The 19,307-nt window shown below is 63.2% G+C and carries 16 protein-coding genes; 8 read left to right on the plus strand and 8 right to left on the minus strand.

The genetic code is table 11. From position 1 onward, the window contains the following. Positions 1-40 precede the first annotated feature (40 nt). From GWQ44_RS19725 to mreB, 6 genes are all read right to left on the minus strand, one after another. The gene (locus GWQ44_RS19725; RefSeq protein WP_275928097.1) at positions 41-3,844 is read right to left on the minus strand and encodes a YhdP family protein; all 3,804 of its coding nucleotides are present in this window, start codon (positions 3,842-3,844) and stop codon (positions 41-43) included. Positions 3,845-3,919: 75 nt separating this feature from the next. Next, positions 3,920-5,377: a ribonuclease G gene (gene rng, locus GWQ44_RS19730; protein WP_016963424.1), complete on the minus strand. Its 1,458-nt coding sequence runs from the start codon at positions 5,375-5,377 to the stop codon at positions 3,920-3,922. A 56-nt stretch (positions 5,378-5,433) separates the two neighbouring features. Beyond that, complete coding sequence (locus GWQ44_RS19735) at positions 5,434-6,039, minus strand: nucleoside triphosphate pyrophosphatase (RefSeq protein ID WP_253165069.1); 606 nt, start codon at positions 6,037-6,039, stop codon at positions 5,434-5,436. 43 nt (positions 6,040-6,082) lie between these two features. Continuing rightward, complete coding sequence (gene mreD / locus GWQ44_RS19740) at positions 6,083-6,574, minus strand: rod shape-determining protein MreD (RefSeq protein WP_016963426.1); 492 nt, start codon at positions 6,572-6,574, stop codon at positions 6,083-6,085. After that, positions 6,574-7,662: a rod shape-determining protein MreC gene (gene mreC, locus GWQ44_RS19745; RefSeq protein WP_080962993.1), complete on the minus strand. Its 1,089-nt coding sequence runs from the start codon at positions 7,660-7,662 to the stop codon at positions 6,574-6,576. Before mreC ends, mreD begins: the two co-directional genes overlap by 1 nt. Before the next feature lie 142 nt (positions 7,663-7,804). Further along, positions 7,805-8,842: a rod shape-determining protein MreB gene (mreB, locus tag GWQ44_RS19750; protein ID WP_002555108.1), complete on the minus strand. Its 1,038-nt coding sequence runs from the start codon at positions 8,840-8,842 to the stop codon at positions 7,805-7,807. Positions 8,843-9,053: 211 nt separating this feature from the next. Between mreB and gatC the strand changes: the two genes are divergently transcribed. From gatC to GWQ44_RS19780, 6 genes are all read left to right on the plus strand, one after another. Further along, positions 9,054-9,341 carry an Asp-tRNA(Asn)/Glu-tRNA(Gln) amidotransferase subunit GatC gene (gatC, locus tag GWQ44_RS19755; protein ID WP_011059250.1) on the plus strand — a complete coding sequence of 96 codons (288 nt, stop codon included), beginning with the start codon at positions 9,054-9,056 and terminating at the stop codon, positions 9,339-9,341. Positions 9,342-9,357: 16 nt separating this feature from the next. Then, positions 9,358-10,809 carry an Asp-tRNA(Asn)/Glu-tRNA(Gln) amidotransferase subunit GatA gene (gene gatA / locus GWQ44_RS19760; protein ID WP_016963428.1) on the plus strand — a complete coding sequence of 484 codons (1,452 nt, stop codon included), beginning with the start codon at positions 9,358-9,360 and terminating at the stop codon, positions 10,807-10,809. A 10-nt stretch (positions 10,810-10,819) separates the two neighbouring features. Continuing rightward, positions 10,820-12,265, plus strand: coding sequence for an Asp-tRNA(Asn)/Glu-tRNA(Gln) amidotransferase subunit GatB (gene gatB, locus GWQ44_RS19765; RefSeq protein ID WP_016963429.1), 1,446 nt, complete (start codon positions 10,820-10,822; stop codon positions 12,263-12,265). 189 nt (positions 12,266-12,454) lie between these two features. Then, a complete protein-coding gene (locus GWQ44_RS19770) occupies positions 12,455-12,829 on the plus strand; it encodes a septal ring lytic transglycosylase RlpA family protein (RefSeq protein ID WP_016963430.1) in 375 nt (124 codons plus the stop codon). A 50-nt stretch (positions 12,830-12,879) separates the two neighbouring features. Then, positions 12,880-13,944, plus strand: coding sequence for a calcium/sodium antiporter (locus GWQ44_RS19775; protein ID WP_080962994.1), 1,065 nt, complete (start codon positions 12,880-12,882; stop codon positions 13,942-13,944). Continuing rightward, positions 13,941-14,321 (plus strand): carboxymuconolactone decarboxylase family protein, encoded by a 381-nt coding sequence (locus GWQ44_RS19780; RefSeq protein ID WP_047301762.1) that lies wholly within the window; start codon positions 13,941-13,943, stop codon positions 14,319-14,321. The genes GWQ44_RS19775 and GWQ44_RS19780 overlap by 4 nt, the downstream gene beginning before the upstream one ends. A gap of 68 nt (positions 14,322-14,389) precedes the next feature. Here GWQ44_RS19780 and GWQ44_RS19785 read toward each other — a convergent pair whose 3' ends face one another. Next, complete coding sequence (locus tag GWQ44_RS19785) at positions 14,390-15,331, minus strand: AEC family transporter (RefSeq protein ID WP_275928098.1); 942 nt, start codon at positions 15,329-15,331, stop codon at positions 14,390-14,392. A 167-nt stretch (positions 15,332-15,498) separates the two neighbouring features. Between GWQ44_RS19785 and GWQ44_RS19790 the strand changes: the two genes are divergently transcribed. Together GWQ44_RS19790 and GWQ44_RS19795 are read left to right on the plus strand one after the other, a co-directional pair. Continuing rightward, positions 15,499-17,139 (plus strand): phospholipase, encoded by a 1,641-nt coding sequence (locus GWQ44_RS19790; RefSeq protein ID WP_275928099.1) that lies wholly within the window; start codon positions 15,499-15,501, stop codon positions 17,137-17,139. Between the two features lie 13 nt (positions 17,140-17,152). Then, complete coding sequence (locus GWQ44_RS19795) at positions 17,153-17,344, plus strand: hypothetical protein (RefSeq protein ID WP_275928100.1); 192 nt, start codon at positions 17,153-17,155, stop codon at positions 17,342-17,344. A 145-nt stretch (positions 17,345-17,489) separates the two neighbouring features. Here GWQ44_RS19795 and GWQ44_RS19800 read toward each other — a convergent pair whose 3' ends face one another. Continuing rightward, the gene (locus GWQ44_RS19800) at positions 17,490-19,217 is read right to left on the minus strand and encodes an ABC transporter ATP-binding protein/permease (RefSeq protein WP_275928101.1); all 1,728 of its coding nucleotides are present in this window, start codon (positions 19,215-19,217) and stop codon (positions 17,490-17,492) included. Positions 19,218-19,307: the final 90 nt, after the last annotated feature.

Genomic DNA, 19,307 nt, shown 5'->3' on the forward strand with positions numbered 1-19,307 from the left:
TAGGCCGCCATGCTACTCCAAAGGCACGAATCGAGGATTCTCAAAACGGCTTGTCGAAGGTGATTTTCGGCTCTTTCCACGGGCCCTTGACGTTGTACTTGACGCTGGCGAAGCGCGCCACGCGGTCACCGATCAGCTTGTCGATCAAAAACAGCGCCCCACCCACTGCCGGTGCGCCGACAATCAGCGCGGCGATCGGCAAATTGTTGGTCACCGGCAAGGTCACCAGCAACTTGGCGTCCACCTGGTCAGCCACCATGTCCAGGGTGCCATTGAGCTCCAGATTGCTCGACGGCCCGGTCAGCGTGATGGGTTCGCGGGTGACATAGACACCGTTGCTCGCCACCAGCACGCCACGCACCCGGTCGTAGCTCAGCCCCTTGCCGAACAGATCGGAGAAGTCCAGGCGCAGGCGCCGGCCAATGGAGTTGAAGTTCAGCAGACCGAACACCCGCAGCGCCTGGGCGCCGCCCTCGACTTCCACGAACTGGCCCTTGCGCAACGTGGCGTCCAGGCTGCCGGAGTAGCGCTTGAGACCGACCCAGGCCGGCGAGCCCGGCCAGCGACCGTCGACGTCCAGGTGAAAGTCCTCACTGGTGACCGTGGGCGCAAAGCCCCAGCCCTTGAGCACGTCGGCCAGGTTCTTGCCGCCAATGCGCCCGCGGTACCAGCTGTTGCTGGCGCCGGCCTGACCTTCCCAACCGCCCTCGCCTTGCAGCTGCATGCCCTTGAGCCCCAGGTCCAGGCTGTTGAAGCTCATGCCCTTGGCGGTAGGACGCACCTTGAGCGCCCAGCGGCCGATCAGGTCCGGGCCCTGGAACAGCTGCTCGATGGCGATGTCCAGCGGCGGCACATTCTTCGGGTCCACCGAAGCCAGCGGATCGGGAGCATTGTCGTCGGCTTGCGCCGTAGGGTCCGCGGCCGGCAAGCGCACGTACTGCATATTGATCGCCATCGGCGCCGCCTTGGCATCGGGGATGGCGACATTGCCCTTGGCCTGCTGACTGTCAATCTGCAATGCCCAGGCGGCGGACTGCCGGGTCAGCTGCAGGTTGACCTGATCCAGACGGGTGCCAAAGGCGCTGAGCGCCCCGACCTTGAAGTCAGCGCTGCTGAGCAACTGCTTGGCGCTGCCGCCCGGGTCCTTCCCGGCATAGCGGTCCACCAGGTTTTTCCAGGGCTCGACATCCAGCTCGGACAAGATCCCCCGCACCCGCAGCCCTTTGCTGGTGGGCAGCAAGGCCGCACCGTCACCGAGAAACAGTTCGCCACGGCCTTCGGCGAGCTTGCCGCTGGGGGCGGCGAAGGTGAAGTCGGCCAGCTCGCCGTAATCGAACCAGTAGCGGCGCTCGGCCCCTTGCAGGGTCATGCGGAACACACTGTTGCGGCCGGTGCTGGCGCTCATGCCGAACGGCGCCGGCAGGTCCACCGCCACCCCCTTGAGACTGGAACTGACCATCAACTGGCTGTCGGCGCCATCGAGGTTCAGTTGCAACTGATAAGGCAACTCGCCGGATACCGGCAGCGGCTGGCTGACTTGCAGCCAGTCGGTGAGTTTCTTGATCGCCACCTGCCCCTTGGCCACCACCCGCGTATTGGGCTTGCCGGGCTTGCCATCGGCAAAGATCTGCGCGGTCACCGGCCGGTCGAAGGCCTGGGCACTGATGCCTTCGCCACTGAGCCCCTTGCTGCTGTCAAAGCGGAAGTCGCCCTTGAGCTGAGTCAGCTCCAGTGACGGCTCACTGAGCTTGAGGCGTGCCTTGTCGGTCTTGAAATCCACCACGATCTTCGGCTCTTCGCCCTTGACCAGAGGGATGTCCAGATTCAGCTTGCCTTGCAAATCGCCCTCGCCCTGCCAGCCGGCAAAGGTCGAGGCGGTGCCGATCGGCGCCTCCTGCAGAATCTTCACCCCGTCGCCCAGGCCGCCGGCAAAACCGCCGTCGATCAGCATGTGGCTGCTTTGCCCGCTGGCCACATGGGGAATGTTGACGAAAACATCCCGCACCTTGGTGTCCAGTAGCTGGCCCTTGCTGGCGACGATGCGCACGCCACTGTCTTCGACGAACACATCGCCACTGATCTTGCTCAGGTGCGGCCAGCCCGGCTGGAACGCCAGTTCGGCGTCATGCACCTTGAAAAACAGGCTGATGCTACGGGCCGCTTCGATGGCGTCATGGTTCAGCGAGCCCTGGTACTGGAAGAAGCCCTCATCCACCGCGCCCTTGAGAATCGCCGTGCGCAGCCATTCATCCAGCGCCGGACTGAGCACCTGGGGCAGGTACTTGGCGGTGTAGCGGCCATCGCCCTCCACCAGGCCGACCCGCAGGTCCATGTAGTCTTCCTGGCTGTGGTCGAAGTGCAGCCGGATCAGGAAATCGCCGGCAATCTTGCCCTCTTCCCCCAGCACCTTGAGATACGGAGCGATCAGGGTGAAACCCTGCTTGTCCAGTTTCCAGGTCAGGGTGGCGTTGGCCTGGATGTACTGCCAGGGCTTGGCGAAGATCGGGAACAGGTGCAGGGAGAAATCCTTGCTGTCCATGCGCAGCTCGCCCTGGCCCAGGTCGCCGCTGATGCTGCCGCTGACATTGCGCGCCGCCGGAGCGCCGTGATAGGCGTCGAAGCCGATCCGATCAAGGTTGGCGGCAAAGCTCAGCCGCTGGTCGCCGCTGTTCTGCGGGCGGTAGTCGAGCAGCACATTGCGCAGCCCACCCGTGACCTTCAGGCGTTCGATGGTGGTGGCCAGGCCTTCCGGCAAGGGGGCCAGGGCGTTGAGGATCGGCGTGAGCGGCGTCAGGTCCAGGCGGTCGGCCTGCAGATGCCAGAGTTCTTCGCGGTTGTCGCCGGCCTGGGTTTGCTGCAGTTGCAGGCGCGATTCCCAGCGGGTTTCGCCAAGGCTCAGCGCCAGGGAGTCGAGTTGCACCTGCAGGCCCTGATCGCTGCGCTGGAAGAAGGCGTTCAACGCCAGGTTCTTCAGGGTGACCGGCGTGCGCTCGGCATAGGCGCCCGTGAGCTGGGGCGCGTTCAGGCGCAGCGCCGCGCTTTGCACGTCGCCCTTGGCCCAATTCAGCCACAGCTCGCCGCCGGCCTTGAGTTCGGAGAGCTTCCATTGCTGAGTGACGCGCGCCGGCAGCCAGCGTGACCAGTCGCTTTGCGGCAGGCTCAGGTACAGCTCGGCCTGGGCGTCGCGCCATGCCTGCGCCTGGATCCGCGTGCGCAGGTTGACGGCCAGGGGCTGCCCGTCTGGCAGGGTCAGGCGCAGGTCAAGGCGCTGGCGACTGGGGCCGGTGCGCAGGTTGAGGCCGACATAGGTCAGGGCCAATGGCGAGTGATCCTGCGGCAGCAAGGTGACCTGGCTGTCCAGCAGGGAGAATTCGGCGACTTGCTGCAAGCGGGTCAGCAGTTGCTCCGGGTCCATGGGCTGGTCCTGCTGCATCGGCAGGCCTTGCAATTGCCACTGGCCGTCCGCGCCTTCCTTGAGGCTCAGGCTCAGGCCACTGAGTTCCAGGCGCCCTATGCGCAGATCCCGGGCCAAGAGACTGCCGAGCATGTCCGGGGCCACGCTGACCTGATCCAGGCGCAGGGCATTGGCCCCCTCACCCACCGTCACATCGTGGGCCAGCAGGATCGGTGACAAGCCGCTCCAGCGGCCCTCCAGGCTGCCGATCTGCACCGGCAAGCCGACGGCCTGCTGCACCTTGGCCTCGACCTCGGCCTGGTACTCGGCCACCAGTGGCGTCAGCTCCCGGCCCAAACTGACATACAGGGCAATCACCACCAGCAGCAAGGCGCAGAGGCCCAGGCCCCAGCGAGTCAGCGTGGCGAATAGACGGATCAGCCGCTCCATTTCAGTTGGCTCCCACGGCAAAAGTCATGCAGAAAGCTGAAGCCAGCCGTTTCCACTGAGGTAAGACACGGGGAATCAGAGCAGCACCACGTCGTATTGTTCCTGGGAATACATGGTTTCGACCTGGAACCTGATGGTCCGGCCGATAAAAGCTTCCAACTCCGCGACGTTGCCCGACTCTTCGTCCAGCAGGCGATCCACCACTTTCTGATTGGCCAGCACTCGGTACCCTTCTGCCTGATAAGCCCGGGCCTCACGGAGAATTTCGCGGAATATTTCGTAACAGATGGTTTCCGGGGTCTTCAGCTTGCCCCGCCCCTGGCAACTGCTGCAGGGCTCGCAAAGCACTTGTTCCAGGCTTTCCCGGGTGCGCTTGCGGGTCATCTGCACCAGGCCCAGCTCAGTGATGCCGATGATGTTGGTCTTGGCGTGATCGCGCTCCAGCTGTTTTTCCAGGGTCCGCAGCACCTGGCGCTGGTGTTCTTCGTCTTCCATGTCGATGAAGTCGATGATGATGATCCCGCCCAGGTTGCGCAGGCGCAGTTGCCGGGCAATGGCGGTGGCGGCTTCGAGGTTGGTCTTGAAGATGGTTTCCTCAAGATTGCGATGACCGACGAAGGCACCGGTATTGACGTCGATGGTGGTCATGGCTTCTGCCGGGTCCACCACCAGATAGCCGCCGGACTTGAGCGGCACCTTGCGTTCGAGGGCCCTTTGCACTTCATCCTCGACCCCATACAGGTCAAAGATCGGCCGCTCGCCGGGATAGTGTTCCAGGCGATCGGCAATTTCCGGCATCAGTTCAGCCACGAATTGCGTGGTCTTCTGGAAGGTTTCCCGGGAGTCGATGCGGATCTTCTCGATCTTCGGATTCACCAGGTCGCGTAGGGTGCGCAAGGCCAGGCCCAGGTCTTCGTAGATCACATTGGGCGCGCCGATGGTCTTGATCTGCGCGCCAATCTGATCCCACAGCCGGCGCAGGTAGCGGATGTCCATGAGGATCTCGTCGGCCCCGGCGCCCTCGGCGGCGGTGCGCAGAATGAAGCCGCCGGCTTCCTTGATGCCTTCCTGGGCCACGCAGTCGCTGACCACCTGTTTCAGGCGCTCGCGCTCGGCCTCGTCCTCGATCTTCAGCGAAATGCCGACATGGGCGGTGCGCGGCATGTACACCAGATAACGCGACGGAATCGACAGCTGGGTGGTCAGGCGCGCCCCCTTGGTGCCGATGGGATCCTTGGTGACCTGCACCACCAGGCTCTGCCCTTCATGGACCAGGGCGCTGATGCTCTCCACCGCCGTGCCTTCACGGGTGGAGATTTCCGAAGCATGGATAAAGGCCGCGCGATCCAGGCCAATGTCGACGAAGGCCGCCTGCATGCCGGGCAGGACTCGAACCACCTTGCCTTTGTAAATGTTGCCGACAATGCCACGGCGCTGGGTGCGCTCGACGTGAACCTCTTGCAGCACTCCGTTTTCGACCACCGCCACCCGCGATTCCATCGGCGTGATGTTGATCAGAATCTCTTCACTCATGGCAGTGTCTCGTTCAGGCGTGTTCATAGAAGGCCGCAGCTGTCTTACACGGCGCTTTAGCGCACTGGAAGGTTTTGCCAACAGGGTATGCCGAAATGGCCGAGCAATTCTGCGGTTTCGCATACCGGCAAGCCGACCACGGCGGAATAACTGCCATTGAGCCCGGCGACAAATACCGCCGCAAGCCCTTGGATAGCATAGCCGCCGGCTTTGTCCCGAGGCTCGCCGCTGGCCCAGTAGAGCGCCGCTTCCGCCGCCGAAATGGGGCGAAAACGCACCAGGCTGCGCACCACTCGCGATTCGCAGCGCTCGCCGTCGAGCAGGGCTATGGCGGTCAACACTTCATGCTCGCGGCCGGACAGCGCCATGAGCATTTCCTGGGCGTCGGCCTGGTCCCGGGGCTTGCCCAGGATCCGTCCATCGAGCACCACGGCGGTGTCGGCACCCAGCACGCAGGCCGGGGCCTGGGATTCGCTGCTGGTGATCAGCGCACGGCCGGCAGCCGCCTTGCCCCGAGCCAGGCGCTCGACATAGGCGGCAGGGGATTCATCGGCCAGCGGCGTTTCATCGATGTCCGCGCTGATGGCGGTGAACGGCACACCGATCTGGGTGAGCAGCTCACGTCGGCGGGGCGAACCGGAGGCGAGGTAAAGCGGATTCATCAAGACATCTCCCTGTCGAGGTGCGGGCCAATGCCTGACCGAATTAATTGATTTTGAAACGTCGACGCAAGCCACGCAGGCCGAAGCTGACCCAAGGCCACAACAAGGCACTGACCAGGGCCGGCAGCACCAGCGCCAGGGTTGGCTGGCGATTGCCGGTCAGGGCACTGAGCCAGAGCTGGACCAGCTGCGCCAGGCCGAAGATCACCAGGATCACCAGGCTTTGCTGCCACATCGGGAACATCCGCAGGCGCTGCTGCAAGGACAGCACGAGGAACGTGATCAGGGTCAGAATCAACGCGTTCTGTCCCAGCAGGGTGCCGTACAGCACGTCTTCCGCGAGCCCCAGGCACCAGGCGGTGACCATGCCGACCTTGTGTGGCAGGGCCAGGGCCCAGAAAGCCAGCAGCAGGGCCAGCCACAACGGGCGCAGGACTTCCATGAACTGAGGCAGTGGCGACACGCTGAGCAACATGCCGATCAGGAACGTCAGCCAGACGATCCAGCCGTTTTGTGAATAGGGAGTGCCCGCCATTATTCTCTTCCTCCGGTGGTGGCCGGTGCTGTGGCCGCAGGCTTGGTCGCCGCCGGCTTCACCACAGGTTTATGGACCGGCTTGGCCGGAGCATGGGCCGCAGGCTTGGCCGGAGTCACTGGCGCAGCAGGAGCAGCGCTGGCGGGTGCAGCAGCGTTCGCCGCAGGCTTGGGCACCGTGGCCGGCACCACCGGCGCCGCGTTGCCACCTTGCTGATCCTGGGCTTCCTGGGCCTGGGCGGCATCGTTGGCCCGCTCCTCGGCGGTACGCGGATCGCTGAACACCAGCAGCAGGTAGCGGCTGCGGTTCAACGCGGCCGTGGGCACCGCCCGCACGATGGCGAATGGCTGGCCGGAGTCGTGGATCACTTCCTTGACCGTGGCCACCGGGTAGCCGGCCGGGAAACGCTGGCCGAGGCCGGAGCTGACCAGCAGGTCACCTTCCTTTATATCCGCGGTGTCGGCCACATGGCGCAGTTCCAGCCGCTCCGGGTTGCCGGTGCCGCTGGCAATGGCGCGCAGACCGTTGCGATTGACCTGTACCGGAATGCTATGGGTGGTGTCGGTGAGCAGCAGGACGCGGGAGGTGTAGGGCATCAACTCCACCACCTGGCCCATCAGGCCACGGGCATCGAGCACCGGCTGACCGAGAAAGACGCCATCGCGCTCACCTTTATTGATGATGATGCGGTGGGTGAAGGGGTTCGGGTCCATGCCGATCAACTCGGCCACTTCGACCTTCTCGTTGACCAGTGCCGAGGAGTTGAGCAGTTCGCGCAGGCGCACGTTCTGCTCGGTCAGGGCCGCGAGCTTTTGCAGACGCCCCTGCAGCAGCAGGTTCTCGGTCTTGAGTTTTTCGTTTTCAGCGACCAGCTCGGTACGGCTGCCGAACTGACTGGCCACGCCCTGCCATAGCCGCTGCGGCAGGTCGGTGATCCAGTAGGACTGCATCAGCACCAGCGACATCTGGCTACGCACTGGCTTGAGCAGTGTGAAGCGGGCATCGACCACCATCAGTGCGACCGACAGCACGACCAGCACCAGGAGGCGCACGCCTAATGAAGGGCCTTTGGCGAAAAGCGGTTTAATAAGCCGCTCCTCCCAGGCAAATGTTGTGTTTATTCATACGGCATCAAACCGGCCTGGATGCAGATTGACAGAAGATAAACGCCACAGGCAGCACTGCAAAGTGCTGCCTGTGAGCGCAACAGCATAGATGCCCGCCGCGACGTTATTCGCTGGAGAGCAGGTCCATGGTGTGTTTGTCCATCATTTCCAATGCACGGCCACCGCCGCGAGCGACACAGGTCAGCGGGTCTTCGGCGACGATCACCGGCAGACCGGTTTCCTGGGCCAGCAGCTTGTCCAGATCACGCAGCAGGGCGCCACCACCGGTCAGCACCAGGCCACGCTCGGCGATGTCCGAAGCCAGTTCCGGCGGCGATTGCTCCAGGGCGCTTTTCACCGCCTGAACGATGGTCGCCAGGGACTCTTGCAGAGCTTCCAGCACTTCGTTGGAGTTCAGGGTGAAGGCACGTGGCACGCCTTCGGCCAGGTTACGGCCGCGCACGTCGACTTCGCGCACTTCGCCGCCCGGGTAGGCGGTGCCGATTTCCTGCTTGATGCGCTCGGCGGTGGATTCGCCGATCAGGCTGCCGTAGTTGCGGCGTACGTAGGTGATGATCGCTTCGTCGAAGCGGTCGCCGCCAACCCGCACGGATTCGGCATAGACCACGCCGTTCAGGGAGATCAGGGCGATTTCAGTGGTACCGCCACCGATGTCCACGACCATCGAACCGCGAGCTTCTTCAACCGGCAGGCCGGCGCCAATGGCAGCGGCCATGGGCTCTTCGATCAGGAACACTTCACGGGCACCGGCACCAAGGGCCGATTCACGGATGGCGCGACGCTCAACCTGGGTGGACTTGCATGGAACGCAGATCAGCACACGAGGGCTGGGCTGCAGAAAGCTGTTTTCATGAACCTTGTTGATGAAGTACTGCAGCATCTTTTCGCAGACGCTGAAGTCGGCGATCACGCCGTCCTTCATCGGACGAATGGCGGCAATGTTGCCCGGAGTACGACCGAGCATGCGCTTGGCCTCGGTACCAACCGCAACAACACTTTTCTGATTACCGTGGGTCCGAATGGCCACAACCGATGGTTCATTCAGGACAATACCGCGCTCGCGCACGTAAATAAGGGTGTTGGCAGTGCCCAGGTCAATGGAAAGATCGCTGGAAAACATGCCACGCAGTTTCTTGAACATGGGAAAGGGACCCTAGGCAACGCGTGGGTAAAAAAGTGCGGCAAACTCTAACAACGACAGGGATTTTGGGCAAGGCGCCAATATGTTAAATTGGCCGCTTTTCTGTGCACCAAACCCCACAATCGCGGCCATAAGACCGTAGAAATGCGGTAGTGTTCCGACAATCTAACACGCGGACGAAATCCGTTTTTGTTTTCCACTGGAGAATCCCATGGCGCTTGAACGCTCCGACGTGGAAAAAATCGCCCATTTGGCCAGCATCAAGCTCAATGAAGGCGATCTTCCACACATTACCTCCGCCCTGAACAGCATTCTCGGGCTGGTGGACGAAATGCAGGCAGTCGATACCGACGGTATCGAACCCTTGGCCCACCCTCTGGAAGCCAGCCAGCGCCTGCGCGCAGACGTTGTGACCGAGTCCAATCATCGCGAGGCTTATCAGTCCATCGCACCAGCGGTCGAAAGCGGCCTGTATCTGGTTCCGAAAGTCATCGACTAAAGGGAAAGAGCCTGCAATGCATCACATGACTCTGGCCGAGATCGCCCGCGGACTCGCCGACAAGAAATTCTCTTCCGTAGAACTGACCCAGACCCTGCTGGCGCGCATCGCCCAGCTGGATCCCAAGATCAACAGCTTCATCAGCCTCACCCAGGACCTGGCCCTGAGCCAGGCCCAGGCCGCCGACGCCCGTCGCGCCAACGGTGAGAGCGGTGCCCTGCTGGGCGCGCCGATCGCCCACAAGGATCTGTTCTGCACCCAGGGCATCCGCACCAGCTGCGGCTCGAAGATGCTCGACAATTTCAAGGCGCCCTACGACGCCACCGTGGTCGCCAAGCTGGCCGCAGCCGGGGCCGTGACCCTGGGCAAGACCAACATGGACGAATTCGCCATGGGCTCGGCCAACGAGTCGAGCTGGTACGGCGCGGTGAAAAACCCGTGGAACCTGGAACACGTGCCCGGCGGTTCGTCCGGTGGTTCCGCCGCGGCGGTCGCTGCGCGCCTGCTGCCAGCCGCTACTGCCACCGACACCGGCGGCTCGATCCGCCAACCGGCCGCCTTCACCAACCTCACCGGCCTGAAGCCGACCTACGGTCGCGTTTCCCGCTGGGGCATGATTGCCTACGCCTCCAGCCTCGATCAGGGCGGCCCGTTGGCCCGTACCGCAGAGGACTGCGCGATCCTGCTGCAAGGCATGGCCGGCTTCGACCCGAACGATTCCACCAGCATCGATGAACCGGTGCCGGACTACAGCGCCGGCCTCAACGGCTCGCTGCAGGGCCTGCGCATCGGCGTGCCGAAGGAATACTTCAGCGCCGGCCTCGACCCACGCATCGCCGAGCTGATCCACAACAGCATCAAGGAGCTGGAAAAGCTCGGCGCGGTGATCAAGGAAATCAGCCTGCCGAACATGCAGCACGCCATCCCCGCGTACTACGTGATCGCCCCGGCGGAAGCCTCCTCCAACCTGTCGCGTTTCGACGGCGTGCGCTTCGGCTATCGCTGCGAGAACCCGGCCAACCTTGAAGACCTGTACAAGCGCTCCCGTGGCGAAGGCTTCGGCAGCGAAGTGCAGCGCCGGATCATGGTCGGTGCCTACGCGCTGTCCGCCGGCTACTACGATGCGTACTACCTCAAGGCGCAAAAAATCCGTCGCCTGGTGAAGAACGACTTCATGAGCGCGTTCAACGAAGTCGACATCATCCTCGGCCCGACCACGCCCAACCCGGCCTGGAAGCTCGGCGCCAAGAGCAGCGATCCAGTCGCTGCGTACCTGGAAGACGTCTACACCATCACCGCCAACCTCGCCGGCCTGCCGGGCCTGTCGATGCCGGCCGGTTTCGTCGACGGCTTGCCGGTCGGCGTGCAACTGCTCGCCCCGTATTTCCAGGAAGGCCGCTTGCTCAACGTTGCGCACCAGTATCAGTTGAACACTGACTGGCACACCCGCACCCCAACCGGCTTCTGAGGAGACACACATGCAATGGGAAGTCGTGATCGGGCTGGAGATTCATACCCAGCTCACCACTCAATCGAAGATTTTCTCCGGTAGCTCCACCGCCTTCGGTGCCGAGCCCAACACCCAGGCCAGCCTGATCGACCTGGGCATGCCCGGCGTGCTGCCGGTGCTGAACCAGGAAGCGGTGCGCATGGCGGTGATGTTCGGTCTGGCGGTAGACGCCGAGATCGGCCAGCACAACGTGTTCGCCCGCAAGAACTACTTCTACCCGGACCTGCCCAAGGGCTACCAGATCAGCCAGATGGAGCTGCCGATCGTCGGCAAGGGCCACCTGGACATCCCTCTGGAAGACGGCACCGTGAAACGCGTCGGTATCACCCGCGCGCACCTGGAAGAAGACGCCGGTAAAAGCCTGCACGAAGAGTTCAACGGTGCCACCGGCATCGACCTGAACCGCGCCGGCACGCCGCTGCTGGAAATCGTCTCCGAGCCGGACATGCGCAGCGCCAAGGAGGCCGTGGCCTACGTCAAGTCGATCCACGCCCTGGTGCGCTACCTGGGCATCTGCGACGGCAACATGGCCGAAGGCTCGCTGCGTTGCGACTGCAACGTCTCGGTCCGGCCCAAGGGCCAGGTCGAGTTCGGCACCCGCTGCGAGATCAAGAACGTCAACTCGTTCCGTTTCATCGAGAAGGCCATCAACTCCGAGATCCAGCGCCAGATCGAGCTGATCGAAGACGGCGGCAAGGTGATCCAGCAGACCCGCCTGTACGACCCGAACAAGGACGAAACCCGTCCGATGCGCAGCAAGGAAGAAGCCAACGACTACCGTTACTTCCCCGACCCGGACCTGCTGCCGGTGGTTATCGAGGATTCCTTCCTCGACCAGGTACGCGCCACCCTGCCAGAACTGCCACCGCAGAAACGCGAGCGCTTCCAGGCGCAGTTCGGCCTGTCGGCCTACGACGCCAACGTCCTGGCCACCAGCCGCGAGCAGGCGGACTACTTCGAGAAGGTCGCCAGCATCGCCGGTGACGCCAAGCTCGCCGCCAACTGGGTCATGGTCGAGCTGGGCAGCCTGCTGAACAAGCAGGGCCTGGAAATCGATGAAGCCCCGGTGTCGGCCGAACAGCTGGGCGGCATGCTGCTGCGGATCAAGGACAACACCATCTCCGGCAAGATCGCCAAGACCGTGTTCGAAGCCATGGCCAATGGCGAAGGCACGGCAGACGAGATCATCGACCAGCGCGGCCTCAAGCAGGTCACCGACAGCGGCGCGATCTCCGCGGTGCTGGATGAAATGCTCGCGGCCAACGCCGAACAGGTCGAACAATACCGCGCCGCCGATGAGGCCAAGCGCGGCAAGATGTTCGGCTTCTTCGTCGGTCAGGCGATGAAGGCATCCAAAGGCAAGGCCAACCCGCAACAAGTCAACGAACTGCTGAAAAGCAAGCTCGAAGGCTGATCGCGGTTCAACCGCAAGCGGCTCGGGCCGCTTGCGTGTGACGAGGGAGCGGGCTCCCGCTCGGTCGCGCAGCAACGGCATACCGGTCGGCGCCATTCCCCCAAAGGAACATCGCCGCCGGCTTGCGGTCTGCCAAACAGACCGGCGCGAGCCCGCTCCCTCGCCACATCAACCATCGGAGCCTCCCGAATGAAGCGTCTGGTTGCCACTAGCGCCCTGCTCGCTCTGCTCACCGGCTGCGCCACCAGCCACGTCATCGACCCTCGGGGCTATGACGAAACCGGCACGGCCTCCTATTACGGCGCTCGCCACCACGGCAATCGCACCGCCAGCGGCGAACCCTTCGACCAGAACGGCTTGAGCGCCGCCCACCGCGAACTGCCCTTCGGCACGCGGGTGCAAGTCACCAACCTGAGCAACGACAAGAGCGTCGTGGTCCGTATCAACGATCGTGGCCCGCACACCCGCGGCCGCCTGATCGACCTATCCCGCGCTGCCGCGCAACAGCTGGACATGCTGCGCAGCGGCACCGCCAAAGTACGGGTCCAGGCCCTCAGCGACTGACCGACGGAGCCCAAGCCATTACCGCCTTTGCCGAATTGCCCCTGCTCAGCCTGATCCAGCTCATCAGCGGCCTGGTGATGCTGATCGCCGGTGCCGAACTGCTGGTACGCGCCGCCGTGCGCTTGTCGGCACGCCTGCGGGTGCGCCCGCTGATCATGGGCCTGAGCATCGTCGCCTTCGGCAGCAGCGCGCCGCAAATGGCCATCAGCCTGCAGGCGACCCTGGCCGACAACACCGATATCGCCGTCGGCAGCGTGATCGGCAGCAGCATCTTCAACATCCTGGTGATCCTGGGCCTCTCGGCCTTGATCATTCCCCTGCGGGTGTCGCGACAGCTGGTGCGCCTGGATATCCCGCTGATGATCGGTGCCAGTGTGCTGGTGTTCGTCCTGGCCTATAACGAACGCCTCACCCCCTCCGACGGCCTGATCCTGCTGGCGGCCCTGCTGCTTTACCTGGTTCTGCTGCTGCGCCAATCCAGGCACCCGGCACGCCCGCCGTTGCCTTGCGCCACCAACCGCCGCGGTAGCGCCCCGCGCCTGAGCAGCATGCTGCTGGTGCTGCTCGGCCTGGGGCTGCTGGTGTTCGCCGGTCACTTGCTCCTGGGGGCTGCGGTCACCGTAGCCGACGACCTTGGCTTGTCGGAACGGGTCATGGGACTGACCGTGATCGCGGTCAGCACCTCCCTGCCGCAACTGGCCACCTCGCTGCTCGCCGCCCTGCGGGGCCAGCGGGACATTGCCGTGGGCAACGTGATCGGCAGCAACCTGTTCAATCTGCTGGGCGTGCTGGGCTTCACGGCGCTGGTCGCGCCGAGCCCGCTCTCGGTTTCGCCCAATGCCCTGGACTTCGACCTGCCGGTACTGCTCGCCGTGGCCGTGCTGTGCCTGCCGGTGTTCTATTCGGGGTATCGCATCACCCGCGCCGAAGGCCTGCTGTTTCTCGGGCTGTACCTCGCCTACGGGCTGCACGTGGTGTCCTTCACCACCGGCATGCCCCTGGCCGGCAAGCTGGAACACTTGATGCTGTTTTTCGTCCTGCCAGCGCTGGTAGCGTTTCTGCTGTTCAGTTCGCTACGGGCCTGGCGCCGCCAACACAAGAGAGAAGCGCCATGAGCGAGAACAAGAAAAGCGGACTGCAAATGCGTCGCCAGGTGATGGGCGATGCCTTCGTCGATCGCGCCCTGGGCAATGCCACCGAGTTCACCCAACCACTGCAGGACTTCGTCAACGAGCATGCCTGGGGTGGGGTGTGGAATCGTGAAGGACTGCCGCTGAAAACCCGCAGCCTGATCACCCTGGCCACCCTGACCGCCTTGAAATGCCCGCAGGAGTTGAAAGGCCATGTGCGCGGCGCCTTGAACAATGGCTGCAGCGTGGAAGAGATCCGTGAAGCCTTGCTGCATTGCGCGGTGTACGCCGGAGTGCCAGCGGCCATCGACGCGTTTCGCGCGGCCCAGGAAGTGATAGACACCTATCAGCAAGCGCAGTGAACGCGCGGTTCGCCGCCAAGCCGGCTCCTACCCCCGCCCAGTAGGAGCCGGCTTGCCGGCGAACAGCCTCAAATCCACCCGCCCCACTGCAAGACAAAGATCCCGATGTTGGTGGTCACCGCCGCCATCACCGTGGTGATGACGATAATGGCCGCCGCCAGCTCATGATTGCCATTGGCCGCCCGGGCCATGACAAAGCTCGCCGCCGCGGTGGGGCTGCCAAAATACAGAAACAGAATCCCCAGCTCCGCGCCGCGAAAACCGCACAGCCACGCACCGAAGGTAGCCAGCGTCGGCAGGCTGACCATCTTCAGCAAACTCGAACTCATGGCCATCCGCCCGCTGTTGCGCAAGGCCGCCAGGGACAGGGTGCCGCCAATGCAGATCAACGCCAGCGGCAGTGACATCTGCGCCAGATAGCGGCCCGAGGTTTCCAGCCAGCCGGGCAGGCCGATCTGCCAATAGGCGAACGGCGCGGCCACCAGCACGCTGATAATCAACGGATTGCTGAACACGCTCTTGCAGATGCTCCAGGGATCGGACTTGATCACCGGGCTGTAGACCGCCAGGACAACGGTCGACAGGGTGTTGTAGAACAGAATCACCAACGCCGCGAGCAACGCCCCCAGGGAAATCCCGTAATCCCCGTACATGCTGGCCGCCAGGGCCAGGCCGATGATCGCGTTATTGCCGCGAAATGCCCCCTGGGTGTAGATCCCCCGATCCTCCTTGGGACAGCGCCAGATGGCCCAGCACCAGGCCAGGACGAAACAGACCAGGGTGGCCACACAAAAGTAGATCAGCACCCCGGGTTTTAGCGAGGCATGCAGGTCGGCGTGGACGATGCCGAGAAACAGCAACGCCGGCATGGTGACATTGAAGACCAGGGCCGACGCCGTATGAATGAAGTTGTCGTTGATCCAGCCGACCCGCTTGAGCACCAGCCCAAGAAACAACATGGCAAAGACCGGCGCAGTGATGCTCAAGGTTTCGAAGAAGATTGCCAGCATGCGCGGGGGGACCTTGAGCCTGTCGTTAGGGCGCTAATGATAATCCAATCGAGCAACGCCGTCGCAGTGGGCTTCTTGACGCCCGATGATTTTCAATTATGCTGAAAAACAACTGTATATATATACAGTCAATCCAAGCATAACCATGACATATCAAGGAGCTAGAAATGTCAGGAATCTCTGCACAGATGCAGCAACAATCACAACCGGCGGGCCAGATCATTGCCGACCTGGATCGCCTGTTCAGCGAACAGGGCATCGCCATCACCGGCGATGGCGACACCCTGATACTGACCGCCGACGGCCACCACACCGTCAAGTACCACCGCCCACAAGACCTTCCCCAGCCGACGCACAACGCCCGCAAGGCCTTGCCTCAATTGCGCTTCGAAGGGGGCGAACACACCGCCATCGGTGACAGCACACTGCTGCGCTTCGTCAAGGATGGCCCGGCCATTCCGGCCTGGCAGGTAGAACTGCACCTGCCCAACGGCCTGGCCCTGACCTACGGCCAGGTGGTGGCCCTGGGGGGCGACTTCTACGGCATTCCCGAGCAACCCATCTGCGAAGGCGCCACCGCCGCCGAGCGGGTGCAGCGTTTCAACGCCGCCTTCAATTCCCTCGCGGTGCTGCCGACGTCCAGGGACGAAGCCCGGCAGATCCTGGCCGTGATGCAGAAGGAAGTCCTCGCCGCCAATCAGGCGATCCGCGATGGCAAACAGCCCCATGAAGCCTACGACGCCCTGGGCGATACCTTGTCCGAAGAGTGGAACCGGATAACCGGTGGCGGCAGCGTGGTGTCCGCCCTGTTCCCCCTGGGCCGCTACCTGAAGCTGGCGGCCAACAACGCCGACCACTTTGGCGAATGGGCCCTGGCAGCCTATGTCGCCGGGCACACCGCAGCCCTGCAGCAAGCCGCTCTGGCCGGCAAAACCGCGGACGACAAGCAGCTGGAACTGGCCTACGCGATGAACGCCTTCGCCGACCACTTCCTCACCGACCTGTTTTCCGCCGGCCATGTACGCGTGCCACGCAAGCAACTGGCCGCGGTGGTCACCCCCAGCGACCTGGGCTCGTTGATCACCCGCTTCATGCACGACGAGGACAGCAAGTTCGGCCTCAATGTCAGCAACGCCCTGGGCGAGCGCTGGCACGCCTACGGCGACAAGCGCTACTTCGACAGTGTCGATCAGCGCAATCGCCAGCAAGTGAAACAGGCAGTCCAGCGTTCGGCGGACGAGATCTTCGCCTGCTACCTGAGCGGCCAGTTGCCGGCTGCCGGCAGCTACGGGGCGCTTCAGGCGCTGCCGGATCTGAACGCGGCGAAAACCGGCAATTTCTCGCCGCTGTTCGTGATGAGCGGGGACAAAGTGCTGCGCAGAAGCGACGTCAACAACCTCAACGACAGCAAGACCATCGACAACTGGTGGGGCTGGAGCACCTACCTGCTGCTGAAGAACTACAGCCCGAACAAACCGGCAGGCTATCTGGACACCCCAAGCGCGGTGCCGACGATCCTGGTCGATGGCTGGCAGAGCCACAGTCCCAGCGCGCCCAACTGGCTGCCAGGCCAGGCCGTGCGTTATGCCCTCAGCGAAACCAACGGCTTGAACGAGTCCTACATCGGCCCCTGGTCGGCCTATGTGGAACTGAGCGACAGCTTCCAGCCCACCTTGGACATTCCGCCCGGCACCAGCAACAGCAGCGCCACCGGACGCAATGTCTTCCGTCAGTTCCGCGCAGGCTCACCGGAGCTGATCGGCTCCATCGACAAGAACACCAACCGCTTCATCGATCGCAACGCCTGATAAGGACATCACCATGACTATCAAACTGAACCTGCAACTGGCCTCGGGCCAATCCCTGAAGGACGCACCGCTGGAGCTGTTGCTCAACGGCGCACCCATTGCCCGAGCGCGCGTGGATGAGCACGGCAAGGTGGCCTTCAACGCCAAGCCGGGAACTGGCCAACTGGCCGTGCGTGTAGACCGCTCGATTCTGCACTCGTCCTGATCGCCCTCTGTAGGAACGGGCTTGCCCGCGAAACGGCCTCAGCCCCATGGCGCCCCCATGAGCCTGGGGCCAGCGCCGCCCTGGCAGGCGGCTTGCTACAGGACTCAAGCGGCAGGGAGCCCCTGCCGCCCTGACGGCAACGCCGTCAAGCGGTGACAGCCTGCTCCTGCAGATGCCCCTGCTCGATGCGCACATGCCGCGGGTGGAAGCGTTTGAGACTGCTGCGGTGACCGACACTGACAATGCTCAAGCCCGGCAACTGATCGATCAGTGCCTGGTACAGGCAGGCCTCGTCTTCCTCATCCATGGCCGAAGTCGCCTCGTCCATGTACAGCCACTGCGGCGCATAGAGCAGCGCCCGGGCAAAGGCCAGACGCTGCTGTTCACCCGGGGACAACATGCGCTGCCAGTGATTGCTTTCGTCCAGGCGCGCAACCAGGTGCGGCAGGCGGCAAGTCTCCAGGACCTGTGCATAACGCTCCTGGGGGTAGCTGTCGCCCGGCTGTGGATAACTCAAGGCTTCACGCAGCCTGCCAATGGGCAGGTAAGGTTTCTGCGGCAGGAACAGGTAGCGCTGATTGGGTAGCAGAATACTGCCGTGCCCCGTCGGCCATAACCGGCCCATGGCGCGCAACAGGGTGCTCTTGCCACTGCCGGAGCGGCCACTGAGCATCAACCGCTCGCCGGGATTCACGGTCATCTGGGCTCCGGCCAGCAGATGGCGGCCGTCTGCCAGGTCCAGGCTCAGGTCACGCACTTGCAATTGCTCGCCCTGGTGCTGCACGTCGATTGCCGGCGGGCACTCTTCGTTTTCGCTCATCGCCTGGCGAAAGCTCAGCAGACGATCACAGGTGGCGCGCCAGGCGGCCAGGTCCGAATAGGCGCTGATGAACCAGCTGAAGTTCTCCTGGACGTTGCCGAAGGCCGAGTTGATCTGCATCAGCTCGCCCAGCTCGATCTTGCCGGCGAAGTAGCGCGGCGCGGCGACGATGAACGGGAAGATGATCGCGATCTGACCGTAACCGGCGGTGAAAAAAGTCAGGCGCTTGGACACCTTCATGATGTCCCAGAAGTTGTGCCAGACCTTGCCGAAGCGGCTGCTCAGGCGCTGATTCTCGTTTTTCTCACCGTCATACAGGGCAATGCTCTCGGCGTTCTCCCGGACCCGCACCATGGAGAAACGCAAATCGGCTTCAAAACGTTGTTGCTGGTTGTTGAGGCCGATCAAGCGACGCCCGATCAAGTGGGTCAGCCAGCTACCGACCGCCGCATACACCAGCGCACACCAGAACATGTAGCCGGGAATGGTGTAGCCGAGCACCTCGATGCTGCCGGACACGCCCCACAGGATGATCGAGAACGACACCAGGCTCACGATGTTGCGAATCAGCCCCAGGCCCAGGGACAAGGTATTGCTGGTGAAGCTGTTGAGGTCTTCGGAAATCCGCTGGTCCGGGTTGTCGGTGTAGCCGCCCTGCTCCAGCCGATAGTAGTTCTTGTTGCCGAGCCAGCGGGCAAAGTGCCTCTCGGTCAGCCAGGCCCGCCAGCGGATGGTCAGCATCTGGGTCAGGTAGAGACGGTAGACCGCCCCGAGAATGGCCACCGCGGCGATCCCGCAGAAATACAGGATCAGGCTCCAGAACGCCGCTTCGTCCTTCTTCTGCAAGGCGTTGTAGAAGTCCTTGTACCAACTGTTGATCCACACCGAGATGGCCACGCTGAACAGCGACAAGCCAATCACCGCGATCAGCAGCAGCCAGGCCTTGCCCTTCTCCTCGCTGCGCCAGTAAGGCGTGATCATGGCCCAGACCCGTCGGAAGAATTGACCGCGCACAGCATCGTTGACCGCAGAGTATTCAGCGTTCTGATTCATCGTTGAGGCTCGATTGGAAAGAGGACAAGCATTGAGCCGATCTTAGTAGATCGGCTCGCTTTTTCACGATGCCCGGCGGACATTCGTTCA

The organism is Pseudomonas sp. 3MA1 (assembly GCF_029237275.1).
GTDB classification, from domain to species: Bacteria; Pseudomonadota; Gammaproteobacteria; order Pseudomonadales; family Pseudomonadaceae; genus Aquipseudomonas; species Aquipseudomonas fluorescens_AP.

Bases quoted from the DNA above. Each gene is read 5' to 3' on its own strand.
- GWQ44_RS19780 (WP_047301762.1), top strand. From the start codon at position 13,941: ATGAGCGAGAACAAGAAAAGCGGACTGCAAATGCGTCGCCAGGTGATG.
- GWQ44_RS19790 (WP_275928099.1), top strand. From the start codon at position 15,499: ATGTCAGGAATCTCTGCACAGATGCAGCAACAATCACAACCGGCGGGC.
- gatB (WP_016963429.1), top strand. From the start codon at position 10,820: ATGCAATGGGAAGTCGTGATCGGGCTGGAGATTCATACCCAGCTCACC.
- mreD (WP_016963426.1), bottom strand. From the start codon at position 6,574: ATGGCGGGCACTCCCTATTCACAAAACGGCTGGATCGTCTGGCTGACG.
- GWQ44_RS19785 (WP_275928098.1), bottom strand. From the start codon at position 15,331: ATGCTGGCAATCTTCTTCGAAACCTTGAGCATCACTGCGCCGGTCTTT.
- gatC (WP_011059250.1), top strand. From the start codon at position 9,054: ATGGCGCTTGAACGCTCCGACGTGGAAAAAATCGCCCATTTGGCCAGC.
- GWQ44_RS19795 (WP_275928100.1), top strand. From the start codon at position 17,153: ATGACTATCAAACTGAACCTGCAACTGGCCTCGGGCCAATCCCTGAAG.
- mreB (WP_002555108.1), bottom strand. From the start codon at position 8,842: ATGTTCAAGAAACTGCGTGGCATGTTTTCCAGCGATCTTTCCATTGAC.
- gatA (WP_016963428.1), top strand. From the start codon at position 9,358: ATGCATCACATGACTCTGGCCGAGATCGCCCGCGGACTCGCCGACAAG.
- GWQ44_RS19735 (WP_253165069.1), bottom strand. From the start codon at position 6,039: ATGAATCCGCTTTACCTCGCCTCCGGTTCGCCCCGCCGACGTGAGCTG.
- GWQ44_RS19725 (WP_275928097.1), bottom strand. From the start codon at position 3,844: ATGGAGCGGCTGATCCGTCTATTCGCCACGCTGACTCGCTGGGGCCTG.
- rng (WP_016963424.1), bottom strand. From the start codon at position 5,377: ATGAGTGAAGAGATTCTGATCAACATCACGCCGATGGAATCGCGGGTG.
- GWQ44_RS19770 (WP_016963430.1), top strand. From the start codon at position 12,455: ATGAAGCGTCTGGTTGCCACTAGCGCCCTGCTCGCTCTGCTCACCGGC.
- GWQ44_RS19800 (WP_275928101.1), bottom strand. From the start codon at position 19,217: ATGAATCAGAACGCTGAATACTCTGCGGTCAACGATGCTGTGCGCGGT.